This is a genomic window from Myxococcales bacterium, from assembly GCA_022563535.1.
In the GTDB taxonomy this organism is placed as follows: Bacteria; Myxococcota_A; UBA9160; order UBA9160; family UBA4427; genus DUBZ01.
On the sequence record JADFNE010000047.1, the window covers coordinates 22,099 to 34,666 of the forward strand.

13 protein-coding genes are annotated in these 12,568 nt (G+C 60.4%); 8 read left to right on the top strand and 5 right to left on the bottom strand.

Annotated features, from left to right (window positions below; all coding sequences use genetic code 11):
- Positions 1 to 74 precede the first annotated feature (74 nt).
- Complete coding sequence (locus tag IH881_14235; protein MCH7868851.1) at positions 75 to 614, top strand: nuclear transport factor 2 family protein; 540 nt, start codon at positions 75 to 77, stop codon at positions 612 to 614.
- A 12-nt stretch (positions 615 to 626) separates the two neighbouring features.
- Here IH881_14235 and IH881_14240 read toward each other — a convergent pair whose 3' ends face one another.
- Together IH881_14240 and IH881_14245 are read right to left on the bottom strand one after the other, a co-directional pair.
- Positions 627 to 1,046, bottom strand: a complete 420-nt coding sequence (locus tag IH881_14240; GenBank protein ID MCH7868852.1) for a VOC family protein — start codon at positions 1,044 to 1,046, stop codon at positions 627 to 629.
- A gap of 16 nt (positions 1,047 to 1,062) precedes the next feature.
- The gene (locus IH881_14245) at positions 1,063 to 1,812 is read right to left on the bottom strand and encodes a PAS domain-containing protein (protein ID MCH7868853.1); all 750 of its coding nucleotides are present in this window, start codon (positions 1,810 to 1,812) and stop codon (positions 1,063 to 1,065) included.
- 143 nt (positions 1,813 to 1,955) lie between these two features.
- Between IH881_14245 and IH881_14250 the strand changes: the two genes are divergently transcribed.
- Both IH881_14250 and IH881_14255 read left to right on the top strand, forming a co-directional pair.
- Positions 1,956 to 3,401: an acyl-CoA dehydrogenase family protein gene (locus tag IH881_14250; protein MCH7868854.1), complete on the top strand. Its 1,446-nt coding sequence runs from the start codon at positions 1,956 to 1,958 to the stop codon at positions 3,399 to 3,401.
- Between the two features lie 25 nt (positions 3,402 to 3,426).
- Positions 3,427 to 5,088 (top strand): peptide chain release factor 3, encoded by a 1,662-nt coding sequence (locus tag IH881_14255; protein ID MCH7868855.1) that lies wholly within the window; start codon positions 3,427 to 3,429, stop codon positions 5,086 to 5,088.
- Positions 5,089 to 5,117: 29 nt separating this feature from the next.
- Here the strand turns inward: IH881_14255 and IH881_14260 are convergent, their stop codons facing one another.
- Entirely contained in the window at positions 5,118 to 5,672 is a 555-nt protein-coding gene (locus tag IH881_14260; GenBank protein ID MCH7868856.1) for a response regulator, read from the bottom strand.
- Between the two features lie 67 nt (positions 5,673 to 5,739).
- Here IH881_14260 and IH881_14265 point away from each other — a divergent pair, with 67 nt between their 5' ends.
- Positions 5,740 to 6,690, top strand: a complete 951-nt coding sequence (locus IH881_14265; protein ID MCH7868857.1) for a hypothetical protein — start codon at positions 5,740 to 5,742, stop codon at positions 6,688 to 6,690.
- Here IH881_14265 and IH881_14270 read toward each other — a convergent pair.
- Entirely contained in the window at positions 6,684 to 7,148 is a 465-nt protein-coding gene (locus tag IH881_14270) for a pyridoxamine 5'-phosphate oxidase family protein (GenBank protein ID MCH7868858.1), read from the bottom strand. The genes IH881_14265 and IH881_14270 overlap by 7 nt on opposite strands.
- Before the next feature lie 168 nt (positions 7,149 to 7,316).
- On the opposite strand from IH881_14270, the gene IH881_14275 reads away from it, so the two are divergent.
- A complete protein-coding gene (locus IH881_14275) occupies positions 7,317 to 8,954 on the top strand; it encodes an acyl-CoA synthetase (GenBank protein MCH7868859.1) in 1,638 nt (545 codons plus the stop codon).
- A 9-nt stretch (positions 8,955 to 8,963) separates the two neighbouring features.
- Positions 8,964 to 10,616: an acyl-CoA synthetase gene (locus tag IH881_14280; GenBank protein MCH7868860.1), complete on the top strand. Its 1,653-nt coding sequence runs from the start codon at positions 8,964 to 8,966 to the stop codon at positions 10,614 to 10,616.
- Here IH881_14280 and IH881_14285 read toward each other — a convergent pair.
- A complete protein-coding gene (locus tag IH881_14285; protein ID MCH7868861.1) occupies positions 10,594 to 11,325 on the bottom strand; it encodes a DUF1499 domain-containing protein in 732 nt (243 codons plus the stop codon). The genes IH881_14280 and IH881_14285 overlap by 23 nt on opposite strands.
- 255 nt (positions 11,326 to 11,580) lie before the next feature.
- Between IH881_14285 and IH881_14290 the strand changes: the two genes are divergently transcribed.
- Both IH881_14290 and sixA read left to right on the top strand, forming a co-directional pair.
- Positions 11,581 to 11,982, top strand: a complete 402-nt coding sequence (locus IH881_14290; protein ID MCH7868862.1) for a VOC family protein — start codon at positions 11,581 to 11,583, stop codon at positions 11,980 to 11,982.
- Positions 11,983 to 12,004: 22 nt separating this feature from the next.
- Positions 12,005 to 12,457 carry a phosphohistidine phosphatase SixA gene (gene sixA / locus IH881_14295; protein ID MCH7868863.1) on the top strand — a complete coding sequence of 151 codons (453 nt, stop codon included), beginning with the start codon at positions 12,005 to 12,007 and terminating at the stop codon, positions 12,455 to 12,457.
- Positions 12,458 to 12,568 lie beyond the last annotated feature (111 nt).

Genomic DNA, 12,568 nt, shown 5'->3' on the forward strand with positions numbered 1-12,568 from the left:
CTCAAGGCAAGGGGAGAAACGGGGCAACGGGTATCTGGTATGCGCCCGCCAACCCATTCGCGAAGGGAGATGAGGTGAAGAGTCGTTCAAAGTCACTGACCCGCAGGGAATCTGTTGGAGTTCCGCGCCTGGAACTCGTCGCCCCGGCGACCGAGTCTTTTAACCTGGAGCAGCCCTTCGCAGGTGATCCTTTCATGGTTTCCAGTCCCACGCGCGCTCGAACCGCGAGTGCGGTCGGGGCGCGCGTGGGGCGCCTCATCGAATATGTTCGCGATGGGCGGGTCTACGACGCGATCGGCGAGTTCTACGCCCCCGACGCAGAGCTCGGGCCGGCGGCTCGGGCGCCGATGTTCGGTCTCGAAACCCGCGAGGGTCGACGTTGGGCACTCGCCAATCCCGAAGCCATGTGGCGAAACTTCTGGGTAAGGGGCGTCGGGGTGAACGGCGACACCTCGTTCGTCGAATGCAGCCTCGAGTTCGAATCCGCCGATGGGGCCCGCTTCTCGATGCACCAGGTGGCGGTCGCGCAGTGGCGCGAGGGCAAGATCGTCAAGGAGTGTCTGATCCCGACGCGTCGAGGATCGGTGGCGCTATCCGTCGCACTTTCGGTCTAGCGCTCGCGCTCGCTACCACTCCCCGGTGTTCGGCATGGACTGCCAGGGCTCCTGCAACGGGAGCGAACCGTCCTTCTGCAAGAGTTCTATCGAGATGCCCTCTGGCGAGCGCACGAATGCCATGTGTCCGTCCCGCGGCGGTCGGTTGATCGTTACCCCCGCGTCCATCAATTGCTGACATGTCTGATAGATATCGTCGACCTGATAGGCGACGTGTCCGAAATTTCGTCCACCCGGGTAGTCCTCGGGGTCCCAATTGTACGTCAACTCAATTTGCGCTTCTTCGTCTCCTTCGGCCGCGAGAAATACCAGGGTGAAGCGCCCAGCTTCGACATCGTATCGGTTGATTTCGACTAGCCCCAGACTGTCGACGTAGAACTTCAGTGATTCCTCGAGATTCGAGACCCGGACCATGGTGTGCAAGTACTTCATCGGGGCTCCGGTCTGTTTATTGCGTAGGTTGGGGTTGCGTGTTGTCTGGCGCGATTTCCGGTCGCAGCAGAATCAGGGCGAGCGTCTTGCCGCGCGTCGAGTAGCGGGTCGCGCTCGCGATCAGTTCGAGCGGGATGCCGTGTGCATCGCTCAGCGTCGCCCCGAAGACATGGTTTTCGACACCTTCACCGACCGCGTCGAGTTCCCGCCAGAATTGGCTTTGAAGCGGCTTGGGTATGAATGACATGGCGTCCACGCCGAGCAATTCATCTCGGTTGAGACCCAGCAGCGCCCCGGCGGCGGGGTTTGCGTCTTCGATGGTTCCGGTATCGGTATCGATTGCCAGAAAGGCCTCGGCCAATCGGTCGATCGCAGCGACCACGAAGCGCCGCTTTGCGCGCGGAGTGCCCCGGTTTTTGCGTCCGACCAGGGTTCCTCGCAAGTGCACACGAAACTGGAGCAGCAGTGGGTTGAGCGAGTCGCGAAGATGCGGAACGTCGGCTTCTCCGATCGCTGCAGCCGCTTCGATCCACGCCAATAGCAGCGCTTCGGTGCGTCGTTGATTTACCTGCAGTCCGTCGAGGGCGGGGGGCAGCAGGGTGCCGCGCATCAAGGCTGATGATGTGTATGAGCGAAATCGGCGCAGCGCTTCTGCCTCGGGCGAAGAAACCCCAGGAGCCGCGGGTCCGAGCCGATTGTTCATCGCGGTTTCGATCTCGTTGCGGTGGGAGATCAGCCACGATGCCAGGTCACGGTTGGTCTTCACGAGGTGCAGTATAACTCGGACTTGGCCTGGGGTCGCCCATCAAGTGCTCGTGTCAGCTAGAACTCCCCGCGACATCGCTCCATTTCAAACGTTGTTCGACAGTCGCCCGGCGCTGATCATTCCCAAAATCCATCGTGTCGCAGATGTCCGGTCCGATCGGAGCCTGGAGAGTCCGAGTCCTCAATTGCGCCAATAAACGCGCCGCTAGGCGAGGGCATGCCGCCCCAGCAAACCGCGCCGCCAAATCACCTGATCTGCACCAACGCCCGGCCGGACGAGAGCTCTTCAACGGGCTGCTAGTGTCCCCCCTCAACGTAGTGTGTGTTGCTGTTTTGAACTCGACGGAGGCAAAAGTGGGCCAGGCTTCTACGCCAAGTTCGCCAAGTTCGCCCGATTCCGATCGGGAGCCGTGGCAGGCGCTCGATCTGTTTGCGCCGACGGCTGAACATCAGCTGTTGGCGGAAACCCTGCGCGAGTTCGTGAAGCGAGAGGTCGAACCCCAGGCAGCCGAGCACGATCGTGCCGAACGCTTCAACCACGGACTCTTCCTGAAGGCCGGTGAACTCGGACTGCTCGGCGTGACGATCCCCGAGGCGTACGGCGGTTCTGGGCTCGACGCAGTGGCTGCGGTCCAGGTTCTGGAGGCACTTTCCACTTCAGACCCAGGCTTCGGTCTGGCCGTACTTGCCCACGCGATCCTGTTTTCTCAGAACTGCTACGTCAACGCCAACGAGGAACAACGCCAGCGAATTCTTCCCAAGGTGGTGACCGGCGAGTGGATTGGCGGCATGTGCATGACCGAGCCGGGTGTCGGGACCGATGTGATGAGCATGACAACGAACGCCCGGCGCGACGGGGACGACTACGTGCTCAACGGAATCAAGACCTTCATCACCAACGGCGGGATCGACGAAAATACCCTCGGTGACATCTTCATCGTGTACGCCACCACGGGCGAGCGCGAGATCAGCTCCTTTCTGGTGGAAAAGGGCATGGATGGATTCAGGCTGGGTCAGAAGTGGGTCGACAAACTCGGCATGCGCGCGTCTTACACCACCGAACTGGTTTTCGAGAACGTGCGGGTTCCCGTGTCCAATCGCATGGGGGAGGAGGGCGAGGGCACCCTCCACATGATGCGCAATCTCGAAATCGAACGCCTCACCCTGGCGGCGCAAGCCACCGGCATTGCCCAACGCTCGCTTCAAGTCATGAGCGAATACGCCAACCAACGCAAGGCCTTTGGTAAGCCGTTGCGCGAGTTCGGCCAGATTCAGCGCTACCTGGCGGAAACCTTCGCGGAATGGCGCGCGGCGCGGAGTTTCGTCTACGACACCGCGAGACGGCTCAACCTGGCGAGTGCCGGGCAGCGCGTCGACGCGGATGCGACTAAGCTGTTCGCCGCTCAGGTGGGCAAGCGCGCCGCGGACGCGGCGATCCAGGTGCTCGGCGGCAACGGATACATGGGAGAGTACGTCGTCGAGAGACTGTGGAGAGACGCCAAGTTGCTTGAAATTGGCGGCGGAACCCTGGAAGCTCACCACAAGAATCTCAGCAAGGATCTTTGCCGCGATCCTTCCCTGCTTCTCTGAACTGACTTCTCCGAAAGAACACTTCATGAAATCCGAAAATTCATCGCCCAACGACCGGGGTGAAACCGGTGCGAGAAGCTTGCGGGAGGAGATCGCCCGTCGCAGATCTTTCGCGATCATCTCGCATCCCGACGCGGGCAAGACGACGCTCACAGAAAAGCTTCTGCTGTTTGGCGGGGCGCTGCGCGAAGCCGGCGCAGTGCGGGCCCGAAGGGCCGAAAAACACGCGACCAGCGATTGGCTCGAACTCGAGAAACAGCGCGGGATCTCGGTCAGCAGTTCGGTCATGCACTTCGACTATCGCGGTTTCCGGGTCAACATTCTCGACACCCCGGGTCATAAGGACTTCAGCGAAGACACCTACAGAACCCTGACCGCGGCGGATAGCGCCGTGATGTTGATCGACGGTGCCAAGGGTGTCGAAAAGCAGACGCGCAAACTCTTCGAAGTCTGTCGCATACGCGGGATTCCGATCTTTACCTTCGTCAACAAGATGGACCGCTTCGGCCGAGACCCACTCGATCTGATGAGTGAGATCGAAGACGTACTGGGCATCGACGTCGTGCCGGTGAACTGGCCGGTCGGGGAAGGCAAAGATTTCCGCGGCGTGTTCGATCGTCTGGACGATCGCCTGATCCTGTTTTCCGGCGGCAATCACGGCCGTACCCTGCTCGAAGAAGATGTGATCGAGGGAGGGGTCGGCAGCCCGGAGTTCGAACGCGCGTTGGGCATACACGCGAGTGAGGTCACCGATTCGCTGGAACTGCTCGCGGGCGCCGGCGCCGAGTTTGACCTCGATCGGGTGCGAGAAGGCGTTTTGACGCCGATGTTCTTCGGCAGCGCGCTCACCAACTTTGGGGTTTTACCCTTTCTCGATCGCTTCCTCGACATGGCTCCGTGTCCCGGAGCACGAGATTCGGACCGCGGGCCGATCGATCCTGCGAGCGACGAGTTTTCGGGTTTCGTCTTCAAGATTCAGGCGAACATGGACCGAGATCACCGCGACCGGGTGGCCTTCGTTCGCATCTGTTCGGGACGCTTTGCCAAGGGCCGAACCACCCGACACGTACGTACCGATAAGTCTATTCGCCTAGCCAATTCGACCCTGCTGATGGGGCGCGAACGCGAAGAAGTGACCGAAGCATTTCCCGGGGATGTCGTCGGGTTGTTCGATCCCGGGGTGTTCGGTATCGGCGATACGCTCTGCGATTCGGGTGACTTCAACTTTCCCGGCATCCCGAGTTTCTCACCCGAATGTTTCGCCCGGGTTGAAGTTGCGGCCGTGACGAAGCGCAAGTCGCTGGAAAAGGGAATCGATCAGTTGGTCCAAGAGGGCGCGGTGCAGCTCTTTCGCGAGCCTGGCGGAGGCTCGGCCACGATCATTCTGGGTGCGGTGGGGCAATTACAATTTGATGTCTTCAGCCACCGACTTTCGAGTGAGTACGGTGTAAATCCGGGTCTGACACCCTTGGACTACCGCCTGGCGCGTTGGCCCCAGGGCGATTTCGATGGCGACATCATTCGTTTCTCGGAGCGAGTTCGCGTGTTCGAAGATCGAGAGGGACGTCTCGTATTGCTCGCGAAGAGCGAGTGGGACATCAAGCGCCTCGAAGAGAAATACCCGGAATTGAAACTGGCTGAGACGGCCGACCCGGCGCGTCTGGCTGCATCTGAGCGCATTTCGTGAGGATCGAGCCCGAAGCTCAGGTCTGAGGATCAGGCGGTCGCGGCGGCGATTGCTGCGGAGACTTCGTCTAGCCCGAACGGTTTTTCCAAAAAGCGAAACACCTCGGCTCGGTCGGCTTCCTTGCGGATCTCCGAGGACGGGAACCCGGTCATCAACAAGATCTGAAGGTCGGGTTTGATTTCGCGGAGAGACTCGGCGACTTGAAGGCCGTGGATGTGATCCTTCAACATCCAGTCCGCAAGAATGACCTGGGGCAAGAAATCTTTGCCGATCGCTAGCGCCTCTTGTCCCGTCGAAGCCGTGCGAACGTCGTAGCCTTCGCGCGTGAGAAACCGCTCCAGATAGTCACGGTAGCTGGGCTCGTCATCGACGATGAGCACCCTGATTTTACCCTCGTTGTCCTGGTCGGTCATCGCAGTTTTCCTGGAGTCGAGAGACTGCACCCGGAGCTTTGCTCCAAGCTTCAGAGCAAAGGCTAGCCCAACATTCCAGGTCAGCGTCAGATTTCTTTGGTCTCGACGCATCCACATGGCCGCGATGGCGTCGACCCCCGGGACAGGCGTTGGGAGACTTGTTCTGTCCATGCGGATGAGGGATGGTCCCGGGCGTTTGCGGCCTGACCCTTGCAGGGCGGCGGAGGAAGGAATTGTCGTGTCCGATCAGATTCCGAACAAGTTGAACGTGCTGGGCAAGGCCAGCGATCGGGCGTCGGACTTTGATGCACTGCGCGAGCGGGCCGCCGCCGGACTCGAAGCCGCCCTGGCCTTTGTCGAAGAACACGGAAACGAACTCGCGCGCTTGCGCGCCCGGATTCTGGTGGAACTCGAGCCCCTCGACCGCGGGCTCGCCCTGCTTGCGAGCCGTCAACAGCCAAACGGTTCGTTTCCCAGGTTCGAGCAGGTCTTGCCGGATCCGCCTGCGAGTCAACTCAGCCGCTGGAACCCGAGCGGGGATACGGTCGGAACCCTCGAAGCCATTTCGGTGTTGTCTGACTGGGAACACCTCTTCGAGCCGAGCGGCGATCGGGCGATCGAATTCCTGAGCCAGGTGCAAGCTTCGGACGGTTCTTGGGGCAGCGCTCCCACGACGACTGACGATGCAGCGAGCGGCGATTCCTCATCGAGAATCTTTCTCACGGGTTGCACGGCGGGATTTCTGGGGCGCAGCCGAACTGCCAGGCCCGAAGTATTGAAAGCCGCCGGCGCATACCTGGGCGCGTTCTGGTCGGTGGAGTTTATCCGCAGCAACGGTTGGCCGGCCGTGGCCGGGTTTGCTCACTACTTTACGAACGTCTTCGACGAAGAGGGAGAAGCGGCACTGCCCTGGTGTGCTCGCGAACTCGACCGCGGCAGAAGGGTCGGGGTCTACAGCCCGGTAGAAGTGCTGCGGGTCTTGTTCTACTGCCAGGCGTCGGCGCTGCCCGGAGTGGATTTCGATACCAATGGCTTGTTGAATGAACTCTTGCAACAGCAGCTCGACGATGGAAGCGTCGGTTCCCCGGAGCTGCCCCAGGTAAGTCGCGTGGCGTCGAGCCTGGACGCGATGTTGTTCATGTTGCGCTTGTGTCGCAGCGGAGGCCAGCAGGCGTCAGCAGATCAATAAGCCACGTCCAGTTTGCCGTGATCCCAACTGATCATGCGCTCGGGCTCGATCACGATCGCGGTCTTCTTGCTCACCATGGATGCCGTGGCTTTCTCGAGGACTTCGTTGGGGATCTCGGGCTGATTGCGAACGAGCACGGCCAGATGAAGGCGATGTACCTCGTCGTGATCGGTGATCAACCGTGCTCGGCCCTGGATCGAAACGCCCTTGAGTTCGTTGTAGACGTTACCGGACTCGAGCAGGACGGAGATCCGGTTGTTGCGTTTGAGGTTCACAACCTTCTGTGATTTCGTGAACGTCTCGAGGACGATCTTTCCGTCGTCGATTGCAAACCAGAGTGGCATCACGTGGGGTGTGCCGTCCTTGCTGATCGTGGCGACTTGCACGGTCTGTTGGGTCTCGATGAACTTCCAGCACTCTTCGTCGGTCATCTTGATGAGATCGCGGCGTTTTGGCACATGCAACTCCCTGCGGTTTCTCTCGCGCTGACCCGCACTATTTGCGGGGATGGCGATACGGTACAGACTTGCTGCTCGATTGGCCCCTGCGCCGATTGTCGGGCCGGATGGTATGCTCACTGTTCGACGCAATCCCCACCCTACGCACCGACCAGGACGCATCCCCTCATGGAGTTCAACCTCGCCGACTTGTTCGAGAATGCGGTCGATCACTTCGGGGATCGCGATTACGTCACCGCCGCCGGCAAGTGCCGCACGTACGGCGAGATGGAAGCGCGCGCCAATCGACTCGCCCATCATCTTCAGGCCAACGGCGTCGGAGCCGGTGACCATGTCGGAATTTACGCCTACAACTGCGTCGAGTGGGTGGAGACCTTGTGGGCGGTCTTCAAGATCCGCGCGGTCTGGATCAACATCAATTTTCGCTACGTCGAAGAAGAACTCTCCTACATTTTTGAAAACGCAGACCTGAAAGCGTTGGTCGTGGCCCGGGAATTCTGCCCGCGAGTTGCGGCGGTGCGCGATAGCTTGAGCATGCTCGAGCACGTGGTCGAAATAGACGACGGCACCGCGTCGAGAGGCGCCAAGGGTCTGGATACCATCGACTACGAAGTCGCCATGACGAACGGATCACCGCTGCGAGACTTCGGCCCGAGGTCTCCCGACGATCGATACATTCTCTATACCGGCGGAACCACGGGGTTGCCCAAAGGCGTGGTCTGGAAACAGAAGGATGTCTTCTTCGCCCTGGGCGGGGGCATTGATGCGCACACGGGTGAGCGTGTCACGCGACCCGAAGAATTGGTCGAAAAGGCCCTGCTGGATTCGACCCAGCGCTGCACTCTTCCGATCGCGCCACTGATGCACGGGGCTTCTCAATGGTCGGTGATGAGTGGGAGCTTCGTCGGCGCGAAAATCGTATTGGTCCCGAAGTTCGACGCCGATGAAGTATGGCGGTTGGTGGCCGAAGAAAAGGTCGGCATTCTGATGATTACCGGTGATGCCATGGGACGTCCGCTGATCGAGTCGCTGACCAGTGCGAGTTCGCCTCCCGACATCTCGAGTTTGTTTCTGGTCGTCAGCACCGCAGCCGTTTTTTCGCCGACTGTCAAGGACGATTTCTTTGAATCGATGCCCGACCTGCTGATCATCGACAGCATTGGTGCGTCGGAAAGTGGCAACAACGGAATGGCGATCGTCACCAAGGGCAACACTGCGATGTTGGGGGGCGGTCCGACGGTCAAGGCGGGAGCCGGTACCACCGTGTTGGACGAGAACCTCGAAGAGGTCGTGGCGGGGTCGGGCGTTCGGGGCAAGGTCGCGCGAAGTGGAGACATCCCACAGGAGTACTACAAGGATCCGGCCAAGAGCGCTGAGACTTTCGTCGTAGCCAAGAACGGAACTCGCTATGCAATTCCCGGCGACTGGGCGCAAGTCGAAGCAGACGGAACCATCACCTTGCTCGGGCGGGGTTCGGTCTCGATCAACTCAGGCGGAGAGAAAATCTATCCAGAAGAAGTCGAAGCGGCGGTGAAGGATCACCCGGACGCCTACGATGCCGTCGTGGTCGGCGTACCCGACGAGCGATTCGGGAGCCGAGTTGCGGCGGTGATCCAGCCCCGAGAAGGGGCGGCGCTCGACCTCGAAGGCATCCAGGCTCATTGTCGAACCAAGCTCGCGGGGTACAAGATTCCCAGACAGATCCATCTCGTCGACCACATCGAACGATCTCCCAGCGGCAAGCCCGACTATCGCTGGGCCAAGAACATTGCTACGACCGCTACGACCGCAACAGGTGAGGAGTAGGCCAGCAGCATGCACAACCTTGCAAGGATTCACGAAGCCATTGCCGAAGCGATCCCGGAGCGCGAATGCCTGGTCTTTCGGGATCGTCGTTTTACCTGGCGACAGGTGACCGATCGCACCCGAAGACTCGCTGCCGTACTCAGGGCGGCTGGCCTGGGCTGTCATATCGAGCGCGATCAGTTGGCCAATTGGGAATCGGGCCAGGACCACGTCGCCTTGTACATGTACAACGGCAACGAATATCTCGAAGGGATGTTGGGAGCGTTCAAGGCCCGCTGTGCTCCGTTCAATGTCAACTATCGATACGTAGAAAAAGAACTGCTCTACCTCCTCGAGAACGCCAACACCAGGGTGCTCATCTACCACGCAGCCTTTGTGCCGATCCTCGAAAAGCTACGCGCCCGGCTTCCCGGGGTATCGCTCTGGCTACAAGTCGCCGACGCCTCGGGGAACGCGCTATTGCCGGGTGCAGTCGACTACGAAACCGCACTCGCCGGGGCGATTCCCGAACCCCTCGCAAGCGATGTTTCACAGGACGATCTGTACATCCTCTACACCGGTGGCACGACCGGGATGCCCAAGGGCGTGATCTGGCGCAACGAGGACATTCATCGGGCTGCGCTCGCCGGGGGAGGAGTGGCGGAGTCGCTCGAAGCGCTGAAGGAACGAGTGAAGGCCCGCCCGGAGTTTCGCGCACTGCCGTCTCCGCCCCTCATGCACGGCGCAGCGCACTGGGTCGTGTTCAACATGTGGCACGTCGGAGCGACGGTAGTGATTCAGTCGAAAGTAGAGCGCCTGGACCCAGACGACATCTGGTCGACCGTCGAACGCGAAAGAGTCAACGCAATCACGATCGTGGGGGATGCCTTCGCACGTCCCCTGCTCGACCAACTCGAAAAGAAGAACTACGACCTTTCGACGCTGATGATGATCACTTCGGGAGGCGCGATCTTGACTCCGGCGCTAAAGCGTGAGCTGCTCTCGAAGCTTCCGAAGATTCGCATCATGGACGCACTGGGATCTTCCGAAACCGGAACCCAGGGCGTGCAATTCTCCACCCGAGACTCCGGGGTCAGTACCGGCAAGTTCGACATGGCCGAGGGCAATGTCGTGTTGCGAGACGACTTTTCCGGACTGGTTACACCCGGCTCGGATGAAATCGGTTGGCTGGCCCGGTCGGGGAACGTTCCTCTCGGCTACTACAACGATCCCGACAAAACCTCCAAGACCTTTCCGGAAATTCAAGGCGTGCGCTATGCGGTGCCGGGAGATCGCGCCATGCTCGAAGCGGATGGCCGACTCAAACTTCTGGGTCGCGATTCGGTCACGATCAACAGCGGTGGCGAAAAAATCTTCGCGGAGGAGGTAGAACTCGCACTCAAAGATCATCCCGGGGTGTACGACGCCGTGGTTTGCGGAACACCCAACCCTCGCTTCGGCAGTCAGGTCACGGCAATCGTTCAACTTCGCGAGGGTGCCGCCCCGGACGAAGCGGAATTGAAGACCCATGCAAATCGTTCGATTGCGGCCTACAAGCTCCCGAGGGCCTTTGTGTTCGTCGATTCAATTTTGCGCGCACCCAGTGGCAAGGCGGATTATCGCTGGGCCAAGGAATGCGCCATGCGAGCGCTTCAGGCTGCTAGCCCCCGAACGCCTGGGTGAAAGCGACAATGCGCGCCGCGTTGACACCGAGGTCTCCCCGTCCGTTGCGAGACTTGGACCTCAGATCGACGACGGCTCCCGAGCCATCGGGTTGTACGCGGATCACGATGTCGTCCACGAACTTGAACAGAAATGAGGTCTCCCGGGCATTGATCGTCAGCTGATCGGGATCTTGATGGACAATCTCCCAGCCGAGACTTTGGCTAGTGGCGATGGCCTTCTCGTACGCGCTGATGGGTTGCTGATCCACATGGAGTGATTCGAGATAGCTGTAGTGCTTCTTCACGATCGCTACGAAATCGGCGGGATAGCTCATGTCTCGCCCCTCGAAGTCCGGTACTTCGGAAGCCGCGGCAAAGCTCGGCGGATGCTCGACGTCGGTGGTGATGTCGTTGATCGGCGGACTTCCGCCCCCGTCTCCAATCCCCACGATGGTGAGTGTCAGCATGACCATGCCCGATGACAACCCCAACCACCCCGCGGCGCGTCCAGGTCCCTCTTTGTTACTGCGCGTCGCGATGACGGCGGCGGTGCCAAACCCGACGGAGAAGAGAGCGGCCACGAGGCCGATCAGAAGAAACAAATATCCGCCAAGCGGTGGTACAACGCCGATCTGGATGCCGAGTATTCCCGCAAGGGCGCACGATGGAGCGAACTTTCCAAGCCACGAGGCGATCGTTGCCACGCGCGGCATTGCAGTTTCGTCCAATTTCCATATCTCCCGAGCTGCAACTCGCTGATTCGAGTTGGAAAGAACCGTCGGGTAACAACCATAACACGGCTGGTCGCGTTCGAGGAGTTTCGGGGTCGACGTCGCGCTCCCGCGACCAGAGGAATCGGCAAAAATGCGCCTCCCGCGTGCGGGAGCCGATGGGCGATCTATCATGGGGTCTTGGATCCCCATGCAATACAGCATGATGATTCGCCATGGCACAGCCACTGGCGATCCGAGGAGTCGCTTTTGTTGACCAAAGGAGCGCATCACATATCGCTGACCATCAACGATCTCGCGGCGGCGCAAGAGTTTTACGGGGGACTTCTGGGCCTGCCCGAGATTGAAAGGCCCCAGGTGGGAATTCAAGGTACCTGGTACCAGGCCGGCGCCGTGCAACTGCATTTGATCAAATTGCCTGAGGGGATGCAGTGCGACGAACCCGGGGGCAAAGGCAGCCCGATCGCAAACCACATCGCCTTCGAAATCGAAGACTACGCCGCCGTCAAGTCGAGCCTCGAGCAGGCCGGGCTCGAGGTCATGGCACTGGGTGCCGAGGCCGGTCAAATGTTCGTCCGCGATCCCCACGGAAACACGGTCGAGTTCATTCAGCCCGGCGGTAGAGTGGGAACCGTCGAAAAAGACGACGCGTAACATTCGGGAAGGCGAGGGCGCAATGAACCTCTACATCGTTCGCCACGGAGAAGCCGAGCCGGGCAACAACGACGCAGCGCGCATGCTGACGGACCGGGGCAGGTCCGACATCGAAAGCGTCGCCGCGGCAGTGTCCCAACACGGCGCGACCGTCCGCCAAATCCGCCACAGCGGCAGAGCACGCGCGAGAGAGACCGCAGAAATTTTCGCGCGGGTTCTCGATCCACCCGCCGGAGTCATCATCGCTGCGGGAATCCACCCGGAAGATCCAGTAGACCCAATCGCAGCTTCCCTGTTCGGCGAGCGAGAATCGCTAATGCTCGTCGGCCACCTCCCATTCGTCGCCCATCTAGTGGGTCTGCTGACCCAGGGAGATTCGAACCGAACACCGGTGAACTTCCCCGCCGGCACAGTTGCATGCTTGACCGGTGAAGACGACCGCTGGGAACTGGTTTGGACTGAGAGTCCGGGGTAGGGGGGGTGCGGGGTTTCGGTTGCGGGGCTTTGGGGGTGAGGCTCGGGGGGGCTTGCTGTACGGGGTATGTTGCCATTTTGGCGATGAGGGAGAGGGTGATTGATGGGCGGG

Excerpts from the sequence above, each read along its gene's own strand:
- sixA (MCH7868863.1), top strand. The coding sequence starts at position 12,005 with ATGAACCTCTACATCGTTCGCCACGGAGAAGCCGAGCCGGGCAACAAC.
- IH881_14260 (MCH7868856.1), bottom strand. The coding sequence starts at position 5,672 with ATGGACAGAACAAGTCTCCCAACGCCTGTCCCGGGGGTCGACGCCATC.
- IH881_14240 (MCH7868852.1), bottom strand. The coding sequence starts at position 1,046 with ATGAAGTACTTGCACACCATGGTCCGGGTCTCGAATCTCGAGGAATCA.
- IH881_14255 (MCH7868855.1), top strand. The coding sequence starts at position 3,427 with ATGAAATCCGAAAATTCATCGCCCAACGACCGGGGTGAAACCGGTGCG.
- IH881_14280 (MCH7868860.1), top strand. The coding sequence starts at position 8,964 with ATGCACAACCTTGCAAGGATTCACGAAGCCATTGCCGAAGCGATCCCG.
- IH881_14250 (MCH7868854.1), top strand. The coding sequence starts at position 1,956 with ATGTCCGGTCCGATCGGAGCCTGGAGAGTCCGAGTCCTCAATTGCGCC.
- IH881_14275 (MCH7868859.1), top strand. The coding sequence starts at position 7,317 with ATGGAGTTCAACCTCGCCGACTTGTTCGAGAATGCGGTCGATCACTTC.